We start from the raw sequence: 20,639 nt of genomic DNA on the forward strand, positions 1-20,639 counted from the left end.
GTCAGCCTCCGAGCGGCGGCGGCCGCTTGCCGGCGGCCTTGTTGTCCTGGCTGGCCAGCGCCTGCTTCGCCAGTTCGGCCACGCCCGCGATCGAACCGATCACGCCACTGGCCTCCATCGGCATCAGCACCAGCTTCTGGTTCGGCGAACTGGCCAGCTCCTTGAACGCTTCCACGTACTTCTGCGCGACGAAGTAGTTGATCGCCTGCACGTCACCCTCGGCAATCGCGGCCGACACCACCTTGGTCGCCATCGCTTCGGCCTCGGCCAGGCGCTCGCGCGCCTCGGCATCGCGGAACGCGGCTTCGCGACGGCCTTCGGCTTCCAGCACGGTGGCCTGCTTCTCGCCATCGGCGCGCAGGATCTCCGACTGCCGTGAACCCTCTGCCTCGAGGATCTGCGCGCGCTTCTCGCGCTCGGCCTTCATCTGCCGCGCCATCGCATCCAGCAGATCGCGCGGCGGCTGGATGTCGCGGATCTCGATGCGGTTGACCTTCACTCCCCAGGGATTGGTGGCATGGTCGACCACGCTCAGCAGCTGGGCATTGATCACCTCGCGCTGGCTGAGCGATTCATCCAGATCCATCGAACCGATCACGGTACGGATGTTGGTCTGCACCAGGGCGATCATCGCCACTTCCAGGTTGGCCACCTCATAGGCGGCCTTGGCGGCATCCAGTACCTGGAAGAACACCACGCCGTCCACGCGCACGGCGGCGTTGTCCTTGGTGATCACTTCCTGGCTGGGCACGTCCAGCACCTGCTCCATCATGTTCACCTTGCGCCCCACCCCGTACACGATCGGGATCAGGAAATGCAGGCCGGGGGTCATGGTGTGCGTGTAGCGCCCGAAGCGCTCGACGGTCCACTCGTAGCCCTGGGGCACCATCCGTACTGCCTTGAACAGGATCACCACGGCCACGAAGGCCAGTACCACGGTAAAGAACATGGTCGGGAACATCTTGCTTTCCTTATCTATGACGTCCAGGCCCCAGCATAGCGCGTGAAGGCCACATTCACAGCGGAGCTACCAGGGCACGCGCCCGCGCAGGATGTCGGCGAACATCACCCAGTCGCCCATGAACGAGTACAGCGGGTGCTGGAAGGTGGCCGGGCGGTTCTTCTCGAAGAAGAAATGGCCGCCCCAGGCGAAGCTGTAACCGCAGAAAAGGGCGGCCAGCAACAGCACCGGCTGCCCGCGCAGGATCGCTGCAACGACCAGCAGCAGCACGCCGCAGCTGCCGACGAAGTGCAGCCGGCGCGATACCGGGTGGCGGTGCTCGCTGAGATAGAACGGATAGAACTCGCGGAAGCTGGCGAAGCGGGACATGTGCGTGTTCCGGGGGCCGTGGTCACCGCCATCATGCGCCTTCCCGGGAGGGAAAGCGGCCTGGACAGCGTGGCCGATTCTGACAAGGCAGTGCATGATCCGGTGGCGCTGCCTTTGTAGCGTCGAGCCATGCTCGACTGGCCCTCCCAGTTGCAGTCGAGCATGGCTCGACTCTACATAAGAGCGGAAGCCGTCGAGCATGGCTCGACGCTACAAAAGCCGACGCGGCCGAGCATGGCTCGACGCTACATAAGAGCGGAAGCCGTCGAGCATGACTCGACGCTACAAAAGCCGAAGCGGCCGAACATGGCTCGACGCTACACCGGGGGCGTGCGCGGCCCGAACATGATCACCGCCATGCCGGCCAGGCACAGGGCTGCGCCGAACAGGTCCCAGCGGCTGGGGCGGATGCCATCGACCAGCCACAGCCAGAACAGCGCGGTGCCGATGTAGACACCACCGTAGGCCGCATAGACCCGGCCACTGGCGGTCGGGTGCAGGGTCAGCAGCCAGGCGAACAGGGCCAGGCTGGCGGCAGCCGGCAGCAGCAGCCACACGCTGCCGCCCTTGCGCAGCCACAACCACGGCAGGTAGCAGCCGACAATTTCGGCCAGCGCGGTCAGCAGGAACAGCGCGAGCGTCTTCACGCCTTCTCCGCCGCCTTGGCGTGCTGCCACAGTGCTTCCTGCGCATCCAGGTCCATCGACGCCAGCGCTCCACCATGGGCGTCAGCCTGCGCTTCCATCGCACGGAAGCGCCGTTCGAACTTGTGGTTGGCCCCGCGCAGCGCCGCACCCAGATCGATATCGGCGTGGCGCGCCAGGTTGGCGCAGACGAACAGCAGGTCGCCCAGCTCTTCCTGCAGGCGCGCCTTGTTGCCGGCAATGTCGCCGCGCTCGAACTCCTCGCGCAGCTCCTGCAGTTCCTCCGCCGCCTTGTCCAGCACCGGCAGCGGGCCCGGCCAGTCGAAACCGACCTTGGCCGCGCGCGACTGCAGCTTCACTGCCCGCTGCCATTCCGGCAGGCCACGCGAGATGCCGGCCAGCGCGGAAGTGTCCTGCTCTCCTTTGGCGACTCGCTCGGCGCGCTTGATCGCATCCCAGTTACGCGTCACCCCGTCGGCGTCATCGACGCTGACATCGGCGAACACGTGCGGGTGGCGGCGCTGCATCTTGTCGCTGATCGCGCGCGCGACCTCGGCGAAGGCGAAGGCGCCCTGCTCCTCGGCCATGCGCGCATGGAACACCACCTGCAGCAGCAGGTCGCCGAGCTCATCGCAGAGATCATCGAGGTCGCCCCGATCGATGGCATCGGCCACCTCGTAGGCTTCCTCGATGGTGTACGGGGCGATGGTCGCAAAGTTCTGCTCCAGGTCCCAGGGGCAGCCACCCTGCGGATCACGCAGGCGCGCCATGATCGACAGCAGGCGTTCCAATTCGTTGCTGGCGGCACTGCCGGTGGTGGGGGTGTCGTGCGCGCTCATGCGGTCTCCAGGGTCAATCGGACAACCAGTCGCGCCAGGGCAGGCTGGTGTCACCAAGGGCAATGAAATCACCGTTCAACAGGGTCTCGCGGCGGTTGTAGCGGAACGGCTTGCCGGTCGCTGCCGACAGTACCGCACCGCCGGCGGCGTGCAGTACGCACTGGCCGGCGGCGGTATCCCATTCGGAGGTCGGGCCCAGACGAGGATAGACATCCAGGCCACCTTCGGCGATCCGGCAGAATTTCAGCGACGAGCCCTGCGCGATGGTCTCGATGCGGCCCATGCGCGCCAGCAGCGCCTCGGTTTCCGGTGAGCGGTGCGAGCGGCTGGCGGCAACCCGCAGCGGTGCGGTGGCCGGCGTGCGGGTGCGCAGCACGGTGTCGTGCAGGCCCTGCCGCCGATAGGCCAGCTCGCCGCGCATGGCATGCCAGACGATGCCCGTCACCGGGGCCAGCACCACGCCGAAGGCCGGTGCGCCCTGGTAGATCAGCGCGATGTTGACGCTGAACTCGCCGTTGCGCTTGACGAACTCACGGGTGCCATCGAGCGGATCGACCAGCCAGTAGGCGCCCCAGTGGCGGCGCTGTTCCCAGGGGACCTGCGCCGATTCCTCGGACAGGATCGGCAGATCCGGGGTCAGCTGCTGCAGGCCCTGCTCGATGACCTGGTTGGCGGCCAGGTCGGCGGCGGTGACCGGGCTGTTGTCGTCCTTGAGCTGCACGTCGAAGCCATCGGCATAGACCTGCATGATGGCCTGTCCGGCTTCCTGGGCAATGGCGATGGCGGTCTCGCGCAGGTCCGTGGTCAGTTTGATCATCGCAATCCCTGCAGCCACTGGCGGGCAATGAACAGCGCCGCCAGCGAGCGTCCCTCGGAGAAGTCCTCGCGCAGCATCAGCTGGTCCAGCTCGGCCAGCTTCCACGGGACGACTTCCAGCTCTTCCGGCTCGTCGCCGGCCAGCTTTTCCGGGTACAGGTCGCGCGCCACCACCAGCCACGACTGGTGGCTCATGTAGGTCGGGGCCAGGGTCATCGCGCGCAGCACATCCACCCGGCGCGCGCCGTAACCGGCCTCTTCCTTCAGTTCGCGGTCGGCGGCCTGCTCGGGGGTCTCGCCGGCATCGATCCGGCCCTTGACCAGGCCCAGTTCGTAGCGGTGCATGCCGGCGGCGTATTCACGTACCAGCAGCACGGTTTCGTCGTCGAGCATCGGCACCACCACCACCGCGCCATGCCCCCGGCTGACCAGCCGCTCGAAGCGGCGGCGTTCGCCGTTGGAGAACTCCAGGTCCAGGTGCTGGCGCTGGAATGGACCGTTCTCCTCATCGGTGATCCGATGGATGATCGGCAAGCGACGGCCGGCACGGTCATCGTTCATGCGGAATCTCCGCGGCGGCCGGCGCCTGCGCCGGGGCCGATAGAATGTGCAGGCAGCAACATGTTCATGAGCCCGAAATGCTAGCAGACCCAACCCCCTCCCCGCTGGTCGAGCACTGGCGGCAACGCGACCTCAAGGTGCTGTGGCACCCGTGCACGCAGATGCGCGAGCATCCGCACACCCTGCCACTGGTCCCGATCGCACGCGGCCAGGGCGCCTGGTTGTTCGACCACGACGGCAACCGCTACCTGGACGCGGTCAGCAGCTGGTGGACCAACCTGTTCGGCCATGCCGAGCCGCGCATCGGCGGTGCCATTGCCGCCCAGGCCGGGCAGCTGGAACAGGTGATGCTGGCCGGCTTCGGCCACGAGCCCGCGATCACCCTGGCCGAACGCCTGCTGGCGCTGGCGCCGCGGCAGCCCGGCCGCGAGCCGCTGGCCAAGGTGTTCTACGCCGACAACGGTTCAGCTGGCGTGGAAGTGGCGCTGAAGATGGCATTCCAGTACTTCCAGAACCGTGGCGAGCCGCGGCGCACGCGCTTCATCGCACTGGAGAACGGCTACCACGGCGAGACCCTGGGCGCGCTGGCGCTGGGTGACATCCCGCTGTATCGCCGCGTCTATGCGCCGCTGCTGGCCGAAGGGCTGTTCGCGCCCTCGCCCGACGCTTACCTGGCCGAGCCCGGCCAGAGCGCCGCCGATCGCGCGCGCCAGGCCGCCGATGGCCTGGCCACACTGTTCGACCAGCATCCGGGCGAGATCTGTGCGGTGATCCTGGAGCCACGCCTGCAGTGCGCGGGCGGCATGCGCATGCACGACCCGGTGTACCTGCAGCGCGTGCGCGAACTGTGTGATGCGCACGGTGCATTCATGATCGCCGACGAGATCGCCACCGGTTTCGGCCGCACCGGCACCCTGTTCGCCTGCGAGCAGGCCGGGGTGATGCCGGACCTGATGTGCCTCTCGAAAGGCCTGACCGGCGGCTTCCTGCCGCTTGCCGCGGTACTGGCCACACAGGCCCTGTACGACGCGTTCCTCGACGACTCGCGCGAGCGCGCCTTCCTGCATTCGCACAGCTACACCGGCAACCCGCTGGCCTGCGCGGCCGCGCTGGCGACGCTGGACATCTTCCGCGACGACGATGTGATCGCGCGCAACCGCGGCATCGCCTCGGTGATGGGCACGCTGGCCGCACCGTTCAGCGACCATCCGCACGTGGCCGACGTGCGCCAGGCCGGCATGGTGGTGGCGTTCGAGCTGTCGCGCGATGGCAACAAGCGCACACCGTTCGACCCGGCCATGCGGCTGGGCCTGCACGCCTACAAGGCCGCGCTGAAGCGCGGTGTGGTACTGCGTCCGCTGGGCGACGTGCTGTACTGGATGCCACCCTACTGCGTGGATGACGAACAACTGGAGCTGCTGGCACATACCACGCTGGCGGCGATTGACGAGGCGATTGCATGCGCGTGACCCGCTGCCCCATCGACCTGGCGCTGCACAGCGGCCAGACCGTGACCCTGCCGGAAGAGACCGCCAACCATCTGGTGCGGGTGATGCGCCTGCGCGAGGGAGACACCTGCGTGCTGTTCAACGGCGACGGCCATGACTACAGCGCCACGCTGACTGCCGCCGGCAAGCGCGAGGTGCAGGTGCGCATCGATGCGGTGCAGGCGGTGGACAACGAATCGCCGCTGGCGATCACTCTGCTGCAGGGCATTGCCCGAGGCGAGAAGATGGACCTGATCCTGCAGAAGGCCACCGAGCTGGGCGTGAGCGCCATCGTTCCGGTGAATGCCGAGCGCACCGAAGTGAAGCTGGATGCCGCGCGCGCGGAGAAGCGCGTAGCGCACTGGAACAACGTGGTGACCTCGGCCTGCGGCCAGTCCGGGCGCGCGCGCATTCCGCAGGTGGGATCCCCGCTGTCGCTGGCGCAGGCGGCGGCGACGCTGCCGGCCGATACGCTGCGGCTGACGCTGGACCCGCACGGTGCCCATCGCCTGTCGACGCTCGACGCGGCGCCGACGGGCGGCATCGTGATCGCGATCGGCCCGGAAGGCGGCTGGTCGCCGCGCGACCGGGATCAGCTGGCAGCGGCAGGATTCCAGGGCCTGCAGCTGGGGCCGCGCATCCTGCGCACGGAGACCGCCGGGCTGGCCGCGATCGCGGCATTGCAGGCGCGGTTGGGCGACCTGGGGTAAGGTTGATTGGTGGTAGTGCCGGCCGCTGGCCGGCATCCAAGGGATCATGAGGTTGCCGGCCAGCGGCCGGCACTACCGGGAACCCGACCGGCGGATTGCCGATCAGGCCGCCAGCGAATCCAGCGCGGCTTCCAGCGCGTCCAGGTTCGGCAGCAGCGCGCTCTGCTCGCCCAGCAGCACACGCATGTGCACGATGTCCGGCAGGGTTTCTTCCGAGGCGTCAGCCAGCAGGCCGTCGCGCGGCACCGAAATCAGCTGCGGGAAGTTCTGCGTCAGCAGGGCGTAGTACGGGCGTTGCGCGTTGCCGCTGAGGGCCTTCAGCACCACCACCTTGTTGTGGCCGCCCACGGCTTCTTCGCCCAGTCCCGAAAGACGTGCGAACGACACCAGCGGCACCTGCCAGCCATGCCAGCCGATCTTGCCGACCAGCCAGCGCGGCGCATCGGAGACCGGCTGCACTGGCACGCGCGACATCATTTCGGCCACGGTGGCATTGGGCAGCAGCACGCGCGCGTTGCCAGCCTGGATCAGGACGCCACGGATTTCGTCATTGCTGGCATAGCTCATGGTGCTTCTCCGTTGTCGTCCTGCTCACCCCAGCGCGCGGCAATCGCCTGCGCCAGTTCCTGCGGTTCACCGGCCACCATGCCGGCAGCAACCACCGCCGTGGCTGCAGCCGGGTCGTAGCAGCCCTCGCCCACCTGCCCGGCCACCCATGCACCGGCGGCGGCCAGATCCAGCGCCGGACCAACATGCGCAAGGTCAGCGCCGCTGAGCAGGACCAGCGCGGTGTGGTCAGCTGGCAGCGCGGCAATCGCAATGCCCTGCGCGTCGCTGACGAAATGCAGGCCGTCACTGGCTGCCTGCACGCCGATGTCATCGGCCAGCACGTGCACTTCACCCGGAGTTGCACGCTGGCCGGCTTCAGCCAGCTGCACCGGCAACGGCGACACGCGTGCCATCTGCTTGACCAGGTTTCCGTAGCGCCCGCCATCCAGGCGCATGTGCACCAGGACCGGCACGCTCAGCGAAGGCGGCAGCGCGCCGAGCAGGCGACGCAGCGCATCCGGGCCACCGATGCCGGCCAGCACCAGCAGCGATCCGGCGCGTGCGCCCACGGGCGCTGCGGCATCCAGATCGACCAGACTCAGATGACCGGTATCGAAGGAAGGCAGCGGAGCCTCCACCGCAGCGTGGTGCGGAGCGGTTGCCGAGGCATCGGCCTCGTCCTCGACCAGCGACCAGGCGGTGTGGTCGAAGGAGACCGGCGGTAGCGGCGGTGCTGCGGACGCGGTCTCTGCCAGCGACGGCAGTGCGGGGGCCTCCAGCCGCTCAGGCACCACCGGCTGCAAGGCCGCCAGCGCCTGTTCCAGCGCGATCGGTTCGTGCAGCTGTACAGGCGGCGAGTACAGAGTGTCAGCGGGGACCTCGTCGGCCCAGCTCAATGCCTGCTCCAGGTGCGGCTGCAGCGCTTCTTCCTGCGGCGCCGGTGGCGGTGCCGGGTGGCCCGGCTCCAACTGCAGGCTGGGTTCTTCTTCGGCCCCCGGCGGCAACACCTGCTGGTGGCCATGCAGCTTGGCGGCCAGATGACGGCCCCAGCGCTGAGCCTCCCAGCCATCACGACGTGCAGCCAGTTCGGCCTCGTCGAAGACCAGGGTCAGACCCGGTGCGGACAGCACCGCTTCCAGGCGCTCCAAGGCGTCCTCGATGGCGGCTTCCAGCGCGATCACCACGAACTGTGGGCGCGCCTCCTGCAGGACCCGCGCCTCCAGCGTGTTGGGATCATCTTCCAGCACCAGCTGCACATCGGCGTGCGACAACGCCTCACGCAGGCGCTCACGCGCCGCGCCGGGACGGGCCAGCAGGGCCACGGCCGGAGCCGCTTGGGTTTCACTCACGGACACGGGCGATCCCCAGCAGGTCGTACACGTTACGCATCAGGTCCAGTTCCTGGTACGGCTTGCCCAGGTAACGCTGGACACCGATCTCGAAGGCGCGCTGGCGGTGCTTGTCACCGCTGCGCGAAGTGATCATCACGATCGGCACGTCCCTGTAGCGCGGGTCGGCACGCATCGCGGTGGCGAGTTCGTAGCCATCCATGCGCGGCATCTCGATATCCAGCAGCATCAGGTCCGGCACGCGCTCTTCCAGGCGTTCCAGCGCTTCCACGCCGTCGCGGGCGACGCTGACCTCGAAGTTGTGGCGTTCGAGGATGCGGCCGGTGACCTTGCGCATCGTCAGCGAGTCGTCGACCACCATCACCAGCGGCACCTGGCGCTCCTGGCGCGGTGCGTTGGCCAGCACAGGCAGCGTCGGGTTGGCGAGGAAGCGGCGCACCAGCGGCGCCACGTCCAGGATCACCACCACGCGGCCATCGCCGGTGATGGTCGCGCCGTAGATGCCCGGCACCGACGCGATCTGCAGGCCGACCGGCTTGACCACGATTTCGCGGTTGCCCAGCACCTGGTCGATCGCCACGGCGGCACGCAGATCACCGGCACGGACCAGCAGCAGCGGCACCTGGTCCTGGCCATCGGCACGCGCCGGGGCCTGCCCGACCAGGCTGCCGAGGTCGTACAGCGGATAGTCTTCACCGCTGTAACGGTAGCTGCTGTCGGCGGCTTCGAAACGCTCGCGCGACAGGCGGCCGATACCACTGACCGAGGCCACCGGCACCGCGAAGGTGGTTTCGCCGATCTGCACGAACACCGCCTGGGTGACGGCCAGCGTCTGCGGCAGGCGCAGGGTGAAGCGCACGCCCTGGCCCCGCACCGACTGGATGTCGACCGAGCCACCGAGCTGGCGCACTTCGTTGCGCACCACGTCCATGCCCACGCCACGACCGGCCAGCTGGCTGACCTGGTCGGCGGTGGTGAAGCCGGACGCGAAGATCAGGTTGTCCAGCTCCTGCTCGTTCGGCTGCGCATCGGCGGCCAGCAGGCCACGGTCGATGGCGCGGCGGCGGATCGCCTCGCGGTCCAGGCCAGCACCGTCATCGGCCACTTCCAGCACGATTTCCGAACCTTCGCGGTGCAGGCGGATGGCGATCTCGCCCTCCTCCGGCTTGCCGGCGGCGCGGCGCTGTTCCGGCGCTTCCAGGCCATGGGCCACGGAGTTGCGCAGCATGTGTTCCAGCGGCGCGACCATGCGGTCGAGGACGTTGCGGTCCAGTTCGCCGTGGGTTCCTTCCAGGGTCAGGTGGACCTGCTTGCCGGTATCCATGCCGGACTGGCGGACCACGCGGCGCAGGCGCGGCACCAGGCCATCGAACGGCACCATGCGCGCGCGCATCAGGCCATCCTGCAGCTCGGAGCTGACGCGCGACTGTTGCTGCAGCAGCGAATCGTACTGGCGCGACAGATCGTCCAGCACGCCCTGCAGGCCACCCAGGTCGGCCGCCGACTCGTTCAGCGCACGGCTGAGCTGCTGCAGGGTGGAGAAGCGGTCCAGCTCCAGCGGATCGAACTTCTGGTCGGCCTGGTCCTGCTCGCGCTGGTAGCGGGCGACGATCTGCGCCTCGGTTTCCAGGTCGAGTCGCCGCAGCTGGTCGCGCAGTCGCGCATTGGTGCGCTCCAGTTCGCCCATGGCACCACGGAAGGCACCCAGCTGCTGTTCAAGCCGCGAGCGGTAGATCGCCACTTCACCGGCATGGTTGACCAGGCGGTCGAGCAGGTCGGCACGCACGCGCACCTGCTCCTGCTGCGGACGCGCCAGCGGATCTTCATCGACCACGCCCTCGGCCGGAAGCGGAGCCGACAGCGGCGCTTCGATCGGGGTCGCCAGCGGGCCCGCGGCCTGTGCGGGCACGGTCTCGATCTCGCTGGCCGCACGCGCGGCCGCAGCGGCTGCGGCGATATCGATGGTGGTGCGGACCTCGAAGGCTTCGACCAGATCCTGCGCCGGCTCCACCACGCGGTGCGCGCCGGTGCGGGTGAGCAGCTGGTGCAGGCGGTCAAAGCCACGCTCCAGCAGCTGCACGTCGCGACGTTCGATCTCGGTACGGCCAGCGGCCACCGCCTCCAGCAGCGATTCGATGCTGTGGCCAAGGTCGCCGATGGCATTGATGCCAGCCATGCGTGCGCCACCCTTCAGGGTGTGCAGATCACGCTGCAGGCCGGCCAGCACCTCGCGGTCCTGCGGCGCATCACGCAGCTCGCTGATCAGGCCATCGCAGTGGTCGAGCAGGTCCTTGCCTTCCTCGACAAAGATATCGACCAGCTCGCGGTCGTACACGCTGAAGTCGAGTGCATCGGCGCCGTCCTCGGCATCCGCCGCAACAGGTGCCTGCTCGTGGTGCGGCGCACGCGGCACGATGTCGGTCGCTGCAACCTGTGCATCGGTATCGACCGTGCCCTGGCCCGGTGCGTCTTCCATTTCGAAGAAGCGCACCGCAGCAGTGCCGCCCTGCGGCGCCTCCGCGGTGATCTCCTCAATCACCGTCGCCGGGGACGGCTGATCGGCGCTCTCTCCTTCACCGACCGCCGCCTCCCCGCCGACGTCCGCATCCTCGGCAAAGGCATCTGCCTCGCCCGGCGCGAGTTCGCTGGCCTGGAGGCCGATCACGGGCCATTGCCCGTCGTCGTCCAGGGTCTGCTCCTCCTCGATCACGTGCAGGCCGGCCTCGAGCGCGGCTGCCAGCGTGACCGGTTCTGCAAAACCCGGCACAGCCATTTCATCCTGCAGGCTCGACAGCTCGCTGTCGAGTGGCAGTGCAGCAGCGTCGTCAATGACGTTGTCATCGTCACTGCCCGAATCAAACGGCAACGGCGTATTCAGGTCGATCGCGTCAACTTCCGCAGACACCGGCAACTCTTCCGCGTCGCGGTCATCCACCGGCAGCGCACTGGCATCGAGGTACGGCGACAGATCGTCCGCCATGGTCAGGTCAGCGTCGTCGACCGTCGCGATCGCCGGCACGGCATCTGATTCGTGCTGGGCAACATCAGGCGCACGTTCAATCGGCTGGATCGATTCAATCGCGCCGGTGTCGTCCGCGGCAGGTTCACCTTCGCCCGGCACCGACGGCCAGCCGGCGTCGAAGTAACGCGAAAGATCGTCGCTGGCGGTCAGCTCACCCACGTCCAGGCCGCTATCGGCTGCGACGTCCAGCGCCTCCAGCCCGGTTGCAGCTGGAACCGGTTCCAGCGCATCTTCGGCATGCGACTGCGGCTCGGCAATGAGATCGGTCGCCGCATCGAAAGCGGACGGCATGCTGGTTTCGTCCAGCGTGTCCAGCCCGGCCAGCGGCGCTTCGGCCGCGGATGCCTGCTCGGCATCAGGCGCCAGCTCGACGCCCTCTTCGTCCTCGTCTTCCAGCGCGAACAGCGGCCAGCGCGCTTCCGGCAGCTCGCCGGCCAATGCCTGCAGCCGCTGCACCAGCGCGCCCTGCGGAACAATCCGCGGCTGTTCGGCCTGCAGCGCTTCCATGGTCGCGGTGATCGCCTGCGCGGTCGCATCCAGTGCGGCTACGCCCTCGTCGCCAGGCACCACGTCGGCGGCCAGTGCACGCTTGATGTAGAACTCGGCACCGCCGGTGACCGCCGTGATTTCCGGCACTTCGGTCATCGCGAAGGCGCCGTTCATGGTGTGCACCGCACGCAGCAGTGCGTCGCTGACCGGCTGCGGTGCCTGCTGCGCCGAACGCAGCCATTCCTGCAGGGTCGCCTGGTGGACTTCGACCTCGGCCTCGAGGATCTCGCGCAGTACGCTGTCGATGTTGGCCGGGGTACCGGCGTCTTCCGCCACCGCCGTGGCATCGGCCTGCGCCGACGCAGCGGCCTCGGCTTCCAGCAGGCGGCTGATTTCGTCTTCGCCTTCGGACTCGGCCAGTGTCGCTGCCGGTGCGGCCGCAGCCGGCAACGGCACGTAGAAGGTCTCCTCGCCGGCACCGACCCGATCGGCAATGGCCTGCATCGCCTGCAGGTCCACGCTGATGCGCTGGCCATGGCGCAGCGCGGCGTTCAGCTGCGGCAGCGCGGCATGGGCGTTGTCGATCATCGCCAGCACCGCCGGAGTCGCCGGGCGACTGCCATCGAGCACGCGATTGAGCATGCCTTCGATCTTCCAGGCGAACTCGCCCAGGGTGCGTGCACCCACCAGGCGGCCACTGCCCTTGAGGGTGTGGAAGATGCGGCGGATCGGCCGCAGCCGGTCCATGTTGTCCAGCTGCATGCGCCATGCCGGCAGCAGCGTGCCCAGGTTGGCCAGCTCGTCGTCGAACTCTTCCAGGAACACCTCGCGGATGTCCTCGTCGATGTTCTCGGCATCGTCGTCGAAGCCGGCCTCGAAGCCGGTCTCGGTGCCGGCCACGACCGGGATGTCCGCAGCGGGTGGAGCCGCCATGGCCTGCGGATTGAAATCGGCCGCCGCGGCGCTCAGCTCGGCGAAGAACTGCGCGTCGGCTTCGCTGAAGTCGATCGGCGCGATGGTGTCGATATCAATCACCGACACCGCCGGTGCCGGTGCATCGGAGACCGGCGTCAGCACCTCGGCCATCGGCGCGGGCACCTCCTCCTGCACATCCGCCGGAACCGCGTCCGCTTCGGCAACCACAGGGCTTTCGTCCACCCGCACGGATGCAGCGGGATCGACGATCTCCAGCGCCGGGTGCAATCCGGCGTCGTCGTCCAGCGACAGCGTCTCCATCGCGTGCAGCGACAGCACGTCGTCGGCATTGTCCAGCGCATCGGCGTCGAAACGGAACACCACGTCGTCACCGGCGGCGACCACATCGTGCTCGGCAGCCACCGGGTCGAACACGGGCGCGGCAACGTCAGCGGTGTCAAAGGGCACCGACGCGTCGACGTCGTCCTCGACATCCATCACAGCCACATCGGCCAATGCCGGCGGTGTTGCCCCCGACAGTGTCCACTGCGGCGCCGGTTCCACGCTGGTTTCGGCCCGTTCGAAACTGACCGGGTCGAAGCTGGCGAAGGTCGGACTGCGCTCGTCTTCGGCACTCGCGGTCGGCTCGGAGTCCGGATGGAACGGTGCGAGATCCCATTGCGGTACCTCGGGCGCAGGCGCGCTGGAGGCGGCGAAGACCAGCGGTGCATCCGCGTCGTCATGCAGCGACAGCGGTGTGGAGGCGACACTCCCCAGCGCCCCGAACATCAGGCGGTTGTCCACCACCTCCGGTGCAGGCGCGGCCGGTGGCGGATCGAAGGTGAAGTCCGGCAGCGGCACCGGCACCGTGCCGGCGGCGGGCGCGGCCGGCTGCACTGGAATCTCGATGGGCTCCGGCTGCACCGGCTCGGCCTGCAGCGCGATCGGCTCGCGGTCCACCAGCAGCGATGCGAACGGAATCGGCGCGGCGGCAACAGGCTCCACCGCATTGCGGTCCGGCAACGGCCAATAGCGCAGCGCTTCAAGGCTGCTGCGGGTGATGTCGAGGATGTCCTCGCGGCCCGGGCGGCGGTCGCGCAGAGCCTCGAGGTAGTACTCCAGGCTGGCCATGGCATCGGCCAGGGTGTCCAGCTGGCGGCCACTGGGCACGCGCTGGCGACCGATCAGCTCGGCTTCGATGTACTGCTGCACACCGCGCAGGTAATCGGCGGCGGTGTTCAGGTCGAGCATGCGCAGCGCACCGGACACATCGCCCAGCAGGCGCGGCACGTCCTGCAGCTCGGCATGGTTCCAGCTGGTTTCGATGAAGGCGACGAAATGCTCGCGGGCGGCGGCGAAGTTGGCGATGGCCTCATGTGCCAGCACCTCCACCGTGCGCCGGTTCTCCACCGCGCTGGGGTCATCTTCGCCACTGCCGCCGGCGCCCAGATGGGCGACCTGGTCGTCCAGCGACGCGTCCACGTAGAGCAATGCGCCGGCGATATCCAGCAGCAGGTTCTCGTCGATCTGCTGGCGCCCTTCGACCACGCCACGCAGCGCATCGCGCTGCTGCACGACCACGCCGCGGGCAACGCCCAGGCCCATCATGCCCAGCGTATCGGCCACGGCGCCAAGTTCGTTGGCCTGGGTCTGCAGCTGTTCGGGCGCACCGCCAGTACGCAGGTGCAGGTCCAGCGCATCCTTGATGCGCAGCAGTTCTTCCTTCACCGCGCTGCCCACGGTATCCAGCAGCTCGCGGTTGCGCCCGCTCAGGCTGCCCCGGGCATGGTCCAGCTCGGCCTCGGTGGCGCTGACGCTGTCCGGCGCGAACGCCAGCAGCACGCTGTCATGCACGCCCTCTTCGCCACGCGCGGCACGGATTTCGTTGAGCAGCGGCATCAGCACGATCGGAATGTCGCGGTGGCCGTTCTGCAGGCGCTCCAGGTAATCGGGCAGCAGCACGCTGCCGCGCATCAGGGTCGCGCAGGCTTCATCCCGATCAGCCACGCTACCGGCGCCGATGGCATTGGCCAGCTGTTCCAGCTCCTCGGCCACCATCGCCGGGGCGTACAGCTCGACCATGCGCAGGGTGCCCTGCACCTGGTGCAGGTAGCCGGCGCAGATGCGCATGCGGCTGGCATCGGCCGGGTCTTCCGCGTAGTACTCGACCTCGTTGCGCACCTGGCGCAGGGTCTCGTCCAGCTCGGGCTTGACCCAGCCCAGCGCTGCGTGGCTCATCGCATCGCGCAGACTGCTCATGGACGCGCTCCGTTCGCCGCCGCGCGGAAGCCGCGCGAGTTCTGGCGTGGGGAATGGAAATGCTTCATCGACTGGTTCCTTGCTCGCCGCCCTGCCCGCGTCACGCCGGCAGCTTGAAGTCGGCGACCGAACGACGCAGGTCGGCCGCCAGCTGCGCGAGGTGACCGATCGATTCGGCGGTCTGCCCGGCACCCTGCGAGGTCTGGCCGGTGATCTGCCGGATCACGCCCATGGTGCGGGTGATGTCCGAGGCCGCAGCCGACTGCTGCTGGGCGGCGATGGAGATGTTCTTGATGAGGGTGTTCAGTGCATTGGACACGCGCTCGATTTCGGTCAGTGCGGTGCCGGCGTCCTCGGCCAGGCGTGCACCGGACACCACTTCGGCGGTGGTCTGTTCCATCGAGGTGACCGCTTCGTTGGTATCGGCCTGAATGGCCTGGACCAGGTTCTCGATGCGTCGGGTTGCGCCCGAAGTGCGTTCTGCCAGGCGCTGCACTTCGTCGGCCACGACCGCGAAACCGCGGCCCGCTTCACCGGCCGAAGCCGCCTGCACCGCCGCGTTCAATGCCAGGATGTTGGTCTGCTCGGAAATGTCGTTGATCAGTTCCACGATCGAGCCGATTTCCTGCGACGACTCGCCCAGGCGCTTGATGCGCTTGGAGGTTTCCTGGATCTGGTCACGGATCTGGTCCATGCCCTGGATGGTCTCGCGCACCACGCCGGCACCTTCGGCAGCGATCACCACCGAGCGCTGTGCCACGTCGGCCGACTCGGCCGAGTTGCGCGACACCTGTTCGATGCTCGCCGCGATTTCACCGATGCGGTCCGAGGCCGAGGTGATCTGGTTGGCCTGATGGCCCGCCGCCTCTGCCAGCTGCATGGCGGTGGCCTGGGTTTCCTGGGTGGACAGCGCGACCTTGGCCGAGGTGTCGTTGATGGTGGTCACCAGGTGGCGCAGCTCGTCCACCGCGTAGTTGATCGCGTCGGCGATGGCGCCGGTCATGTCCTCGGTCACCGAGGCCTTCACGGTCAGGTCGCCCTCACCCAGCGAGGAGATTTCGTCCAGCAACCGCATGATCGCCTGCTGGTTGCGGCTGTTGAATTCCACCTGTGTCTGGTAGCGCAGTTCCTGCTCGCGCGAGCGGCTGCGCACGTTGGTGGAGACGAAGCCGATGATCGCGATCAGCGACAGCGCACCGGAGACCACGCCGATCCAGAAGTTCGGGAACAGGCGGGTATCGGACACCGAGCCGAACGAGGAGAACGCCTCGAACAGCTTGCGGCTGTCGTCCAGCATGTGCGCCGAACCCTGGCCCAGCGCGGTGGCGGCGGACTGGGCGGCGAACAGCTGGCGCGAGCTGGCCAGGATCGCATCGGCGTCCTGCTTCATTGCTTCCCACTTCTGCTGCGACTGCTCCAGCGCGGCCACGGCGGCGGCACCGCGCACGGCGGTGATGCCCAGTTCCTCGTTGCCGTTGCGCAGGCCGTCGAGCACCTGCGAGAACACGGTGATGTCGCGTGCCAGTGCATCGCCCGAGGTGGCAGCGGCGCTGCCACCGGCACGCATTTCGGTCACGCGGCGGGCCATCGAACCGGCCACCACGACCTGCTGCAGTGCGCTGTACACCTGCGACGACGGCGCGCCCGAGGCGGACATCGCGCGCACCAGCTCGTTCAGCTGGGCCTGCAGGCCCGGCACCGCGCCGGTGAAGTTGTTGGCATTGCCGGCCAGCGCCAGCACCGCCGGTTCACTGGCAACCAGCTGCCCGGCCTGCTTGCCCAGCGGCGCCCAGGTCTCGGCCAGGGTGGCGATCGCACCGGACACGCCCGGTTCCTTGCCGTAGCGCCCCTGCAGGGTCGACACGTTCTGTTCGATCGCGTTGCGGGTGGCCTTGAAGGCGGTGAACGCCTGCGCGTTGCCGCCCACCGCATCACGGCCCTGGTTGGCCAGCTGCTGTGACAGCACCTGCAGGTCGGCCGCCTTGGAGCCGGCATCGGCCAGGCGACTGCCCTGCCAGGTGGCGACGCCGGTGTTGACGCCGAACAGGATCATCGATGCCAGCAGCAGGAACAACCAGAGGTTGCTGCCGCCCAGCCGCAGCTTGCCGGTCTTGGTGGCGTCCGAAGCAGTACTCATCGTTCAACCTCGATCTTCAATGCAGGGGGCGATGCCCGGCCTCAGGCCGCGGCTTGCCGGAATTCAGGGGTACGCGACAGCAGCGAGAGCGAGAACACGCCCCAGTCGTGGCCGTCGGCGTGGAAGGCGCGATCGACGAAGTGGCCGTAACGTCCTTCGGCCAGCGTGCCGGCCGCGATCTGCTGGTCCAGTTCGAAGCTGCGCTGGCCGAACAGTTCATCGATGGTCAGCGCGACGTCGCCACCCGCCTGGCGCATGATCAGCACGCGCTGGCCTTCCTGCTGCACGGTGCGCGTGCCTTCCAGGAAGTACTTCAGGTCGACCACCGGGAACAGGTTGCCGCGCAGGTTGCCCACGCCCAGCAGCCACGGCTGCGCGCACGGCACCGGGGTCACCGGCGGCATCGGCACGATTTCCACCACTTCGCGGAAATCGGACACCAGCCGGCGCTGGCCGACGCGGTAGCCCACGCCACGCCAGAGGTCCTGGGCGAACTGCCGCTCGGGCAGCTGCACCGCATGGGCCAGGCTGCGCCGTTCATAGGCTTCGAGGATGTCGAAGGGCGAGCGCATCAGGCCACCAGTTCGTTGATCCGCGCGATCAGTTCATCCTCGCGCGGCGGCTTGACGATGTAATCGGCTGCGCCCTGGCGCAGGCCCCATGCCTTGTCGGTTTCCATCGCCTTGGTGCTGACGATGATCACCGGGATGTGCTTGATCGCTGCGTCACGGGCCATCGCGCGGGTGGCCTGGAAGCCGCTCATGCCGGGCAGGACCACGTCCATCAGCACCAGCTGCGGCACCTGGTCGCGGACCAGCTGCAGTCCATCCTCGGCGTTGTCCGCTTCCAGCACCTCATGGCCGGCACGGCGCAGCCACTGGGTGAACACCGCGCGGTCGGTCGGTGAATCCTCGATCAGAACGATACGAGCCATTGTGCCTTTCCCCCCTGGTCAGGCGTTGACGTATGTGCGGATGGCACCCAGCAGTTCTTCACGCGTGAAAGGCTTCGTCAGGTACTGCTCCGAGCCGACGATGCGTCCCCGCGCCTTGTCGAACAGGCCATCCTTGGACGACAGCATGATGACCGGGGTCGCCTTGAACAGCTGGTTGCCCTTGATCAGCGCACAGGTCTGGTAGCCGTCCAGGCGCGGCATCATGATGTCGACGAAGATGATCTGCGGTTGCTGGTCTGCGATCTTCGCAAGTGCTTCGAAGCCGTCGGTGGCGGTGACCACCTCGCAGCCTTCGCGCTTGAGCAGCGTTTCCGCAGTCCTGCGGATGGTCTTCGAATCATCGATGACCATCACCCGGAGTCCTGCGAGTTCCCCGCCCGCAGTCGTGTTTTCAGTCATTGCCTATCCCCAAGCGCACGGCCCGATCTCTGTCGGGGGCCGCTACGAAAGCGTATCTATATCGCACTTTCCGCGCCCGCTTCAAGGCCGCCCCGTGGCGTGGGGCATGGCACCCTCCTGAACGTGACGGGTTTCGCAATGCGTGCGCGGCGCCGGGCGGACGCAGCGTTGCAGTACGGCGGGGAGGCGCGCGACCGGCGTTGCCGCTACCATCAACGCCTTGCCAGACAGGTGCGCCCATGCCGTTGAACGTCATCGTGGTGATGGACCCCATCGCCCACATCAAGATCGCCAAGGACACCACCTTCGCCATGTTGCTGGAAGCCCAGCGCCGCGGCCATGCCCTGCACTACGTGCGCCCGGGCGGGTTGGCCCTGGAAGGTGGCGTGGCGGTGGCCCAGACCGCACCGCTGCAGGTGCGCGACGACCCGGCCGGCTGGTATGAGCTGGGTGCGTTCAGCCGTACCGAGTTCGGTCCCGGCCAGATCGTGCTGATGCGCAAGGACCCGCCGGTCGACGCCGAGTACATCTACGACACCCAGGTGCTGGATGTGGCCGCCGCTGCCGGTGCCTGCGTGGTCAACAACCCGCAGGGCCTGCGCGACTACAACGAGAAGCTTGCCGCCCTGCTGTTCCCGCAGTGCTGCCCGCCGACCCTGGTCAGCCGCGACGCCAAGGCGCTGAAGGCCTTTGCCCTGGAACACGGCCAGGCCGTGCTGAAGCCGCTGGATGGCATGGGCGGCCGCTCGATCTTCCGCAGCGGCCAGGGCGATCCGAACCTGAATGTGATCCTGGAAACCCTGACCGACGGCGGCCACAGGATGGCGCTGGCACAGAAGTTCATTCCCGACATCACCGCCGGCGACAAGCGCATCCTGCTGGTCGATGGCGAACCCGTCGACTACTGCCTGGCGCGCATCCCGCAGGGTGATGAATTCCGCGGCAATCTCGCCGCCGGTGGCCGCGGCGAAGGCCGCCCGCTGAGCGAGCGCGACCGCTGGATCGCCGCCCAGGTCGGGCCGGAGATGAAGCGTCGCGGCATGCGCTTCGTCGGCCTGGACGTGATCGGTGATTACCTGACCGAGGTCAACGTGACCAGCCCGACCTGCGTGCGCGAACTGGACGCACAGTACGGCCTGAACATTGCCGGCACCCTGTTCGACGCACTCGAGGCCGGCCTGCGCTGATGTCTGCCGCACCTGCCGTACTGCCCCCGCCGCCGCGCGAAGCGCAACGGCTGGGGGCGACCATCGCGCTGTCGGTGCTGGTCCACGCCCTGCTGATCCTGGGCGTGGGCTTCGCCGTGAAGGGCGATGCACCGCTGGTGCCGACGCTGGAAGTGATCTTCAGCCAGACCCGCACCGCACTGACGCCGAAGCAGGCTGATTTCCTGGCCGCAGCCAACCAGGAAGGCGGTGGCGAACACGACCGCGCACAGCGTCCGCTTGACAACCAGGCCGGCATCGTGCCGCAGGCCCAGTCCGGAATCAGCCCGATTCCGCAGCAGCAGCAATCGGCCGCACCGGTTCCGCCGCCGCAGGCGCGGGTGGTCAGCAGCCGCAATGGCGAAGAGGTGGTCGCGCAGGCGCAGTCCCGGCCCACGCCGGATCAGCCCGAACCGGATGCGCCCTTGAGCGCACGCGAACAGCGCGACGTGGAGATGGCGCGCCTGGCCGCCGAAGTGCACCTGCGCTCGGCGCAGTACGCCAAGCGTCCGAACCGCAAGTTCGTGTCGGCCAGCACGCGCGAATATGCCTATGCCAACTACCTGCGTGCCTGGGTCGATCGCGCCGAGCGCGTCGGCAACCTGAACTACCCGGACGAGGCCCGGCAGCGCCGCCTGGGTGGCCAGGTGGTGATCAGCGTGGGTGTGCGCCGCGATGGCAGCGTGGAAAGCAGCCGGATCCTGCGTTCGAGCGGGACGCCGTTGCTGGATGAGGCGGCGCTGCGGGTGGTGAAGCTGGCGCAGCCGTTCCCGCCGTTGCCGAAGACCGAGGATGAGATCGATATCCTGCAGGTCACCCGCACGTGGGTGTTCCTGCCGGGCGGCACCCTGCACGACGATCGGTAGGGTTTTGTCGCCCGGGCCTGCGGCCCGGGACCCGCAGAGGCGACGGCCACAACCGAAGCAACAGCAGAAGCGGCGGCGGAGATGCCGGACCTGGCGGGGCGGTGTGG

17 protein-coding genes are annotated in these 20,639 nt (G+C 68.1%); 4 read left to right on the forward strand and 13 right to left on the reverse strand.

Annotation, left to right across the window (positions count from 1 at the left end; translation table 11 throughout):
* Position 1: 1 nt before the first annotated feature.
* The 6 genes from N7573_RS15315 to nudE form a co-directional block, all read right to left on the reverse strand.
* Positions 2-961 (reverse strand): SPFH domain-containing protein, encoded by a 960-nt coding sequence (locus N7573_RS15315; protein WP_005410704.1) that lies wholly within the window; start codon positions 959-961, stop codon positions 2-4.
* A 66-nt stretch (positions 962-1,027) separates the two neighbouring features.
* Entirely contained in the window at positions 1,028-1,330 is a 303-nt protein-coding gene (locus N7573_RS15320; RefSeq protein WP_279912766.1) for a DUF962 domain-containing protein, read from the reverse strand.
* A 317-nt stretch (positions 1,331-1,647) separates the two neighbouring features.
* Positions 1,648-1,977, reverse strand: a complete 330-nt coding sequence (locus N7573_RS15325) for a YnfA family protein (protein ID WP_032130110.1) — start codon at positions 1,975-1,977, stop codon at positions 1,648-1,650.
* Positions 1,974-2,813, reverse strand: coding sequence for a nucleoside triphosphate pyrophosphohydrolase (gene mazG, locus N7573_RS15330; RefSeq protein WP_279912767.1), 840 nt, complete (start codon positions 2,811-2,813; stop codon positions 1,974-1,976). Before mazG ends, N7573_RS15325 begins: the two co-directional genes overlap by 4 nt.
* A gap of 13 nt (positions 2,814-2,826) precedes the next feature.
* On the reverse strand, positions 2,827-3,630 hold the full coding sequence (cysQ, locus tag N7573_RS15335) for a 3'(2'),5'-bisphosphate nucleotidase CysQ (protein WP_049400405.1): 804 nt from the start codon (positions 3,628-3,630) through the stop codon (positions 2,827-2,829).
* Entirely contained in the window at positions 3,627-4,190 is a 564-nt protein-coding gene (nudE, locus tag N7573_RS15340; protein ID WP_010482713.1) for an ADP compounds hydrolase NudE, read from the reverse strand. The genes cysQ and nudE overlap by 4 nt, the downstream gene beginning before the upstream one ends.
* 77 nt (positions 4,191-4,267) lie before the next feature.
* Here nudE and bioA point away from each other — a divergent pair, with 77 nt between their 5' ends.
* Complete coding sequence (gene bioA, locus N7573_RS15345) at positions 4,268-5,659, forward strand: adenosylmethionine--8-amino-7-oxononanoate transaminase (RefSeq protein WP_240792081.1); 1,392 nt, start codon at positions 4,268-4,270, stop codon at positions 5,657-5,659.
* On the forward strand, positions 5,650-6,387 hold the full coding sequence (locus N7573_RS15350) for a 16S rRNA (uracil(1498)-N(3))-methyltransferase (protein WP_279912768.1): 738 nt from the start codon (positions 5,650-5,652) through the stop codon (positions 6,385-6,387). Before bioA ends, N7573_RS15350 begins: the two co-directional genes overlap by 10 nt.
* 102 nt (positions 6,388-6,489) lie before the next feature.
* Here N7573_RS15350 and N7573_RS15355 read toward each other — a convergent pair whose 3' ends face one another.
* The 7 genes from N7573_RS15355 to pilG form a co-directional block, all read right to left on the reverse strand.
* The gene (locus N7573_RS15355; protein WP_049400402.1) at positions 6,490-6,954 is read right to left on the reverse strand and encodes a chemotaxis protein CheW; all 465 of its coding nucleotides are present in this window, start codon (positions 6,952-6,954) and stop codon (positions 6,490-6,492) included.
* Entirely contained in the window at positions 6,951-8,291 is a 1,341-nt protein-coding gene (locus N7573_RS15360) for a chemotaxis protein CheB (RefSeq protein ID WP_279912769.1), read from the reverse strand. The genes N7573_RS15355 and N7573_RS15360 overlap by 4 nt, the downstream gene beginning before the upstream one ends.
* Positions 8,278-14,970 carry an Hpt domain-containing protein gene (locus tag N7573_RS15365; RefSeq protein ID WP_279943213.1) on the reverse strand — a complete coding sequence of 2,231 codons (6,693 nt, stop codon included), beginning with the start codon at positions 14,968-14,970 and terminating at the stop codon, positions 8,278-8,280. Before N7573_RS15365 ends, N7573_RS15360 begins: the two co-directional genes overlap by 14 nt.
* Before the next feature lie 100 nt (positions 14,971-15,070).
* Complete coding sequence (locus N7573_RS15370; protein WP_032130100.1) at positions 15,071-17,107, reverse strand: methyl-accepting chemotaxis protein; 2,037 nt, start codon at positions 17,105-17,107, stop codon at positions 15,071-15,073.
* 41 nt (positions 17,108-17,148) lie between these two features.
* Positions 17,149-17,679: a chemotaxis protein CheW gene (locus N7573_RS15375; RefSeq protein WP_005410716.1), complete on the reverse strand. Its 531-nt coding sequence runs from the start codon at positions 17,677-17,679 to the stop codon at positions 17,149-17,151.
* Positions 17,679-18,041 (reverse strand): response regulator, encoded by a 363-nt coding sequence (locus N7573_RS15380; protein ID WP_005410717.1) that lies wholly within the window; start codon positions 18,039-18,041, stop codon positions 17,679-17,681. Before N7573_RS15380 ends, N7573_RS15375 begins: the two co-directional genes overlap by 1 nt.
* An 18-nt stretch (positions 18,042-18,059) precedes the next feature.
* Positions 18,060-18,461 (reverse strand): twitching motility response regulator PilG, encoded by a 402-nt coding sequence (gene pilG, locus N7573_RS15385; RefSeq protein ID WP_005418455.1) that lies wholly within the window; start codon positions 18,459-18,461, stop codon positions 18,060-18,062.
* 239 nt (positions 18,462-18,700) lie between these two features.
* Here pilG and gshB point away from each other — a divergent pair, with 239 nt between their 5' ends.
* Both gshB and N7573_RS15395 read left to right on the forward strand, forming a co-directional pair.
* The gene (gshB, locus tag N7573_RS15390) at positions 18,701-19,648 is read left to right on the forward strand and encodes a glutathione synthase (RefSeq protein WP_012511876.1); all 948 of its coding nucleotides are present in this window, start codon (positions 18,701-18,703) and stop codon (positions 19,646-19,648) included.
* Positions 19,648-20,532: an energy transducer TonB gene (locus tag N7573_RS15395; protein ID WP_279913465.1), complete on the forward strand. Its 885-nt coding sequence runs from the start codon at positions 19,648-19,650 to the stop codon at positions 20,530-20,532. Before gshB ends, N7573_RS15395 begins: the two co-directional genes overlap by 1 nt.
* Positions 20,533-20,639 lie beyond the last annotated feature (107 nt).

This window comes from Stenotrophomonas sp. GD04054 (assembly GCF_029836955.1).
GTDB classification, from domain to species: domain Bacteria; phylum Pseudomonadota; class Gammaproteobacteria; order Xanthomonadales; family Xanthomonadaceae; genus Stenotrophomonas; species Stenotrophomonas maltophilia_A.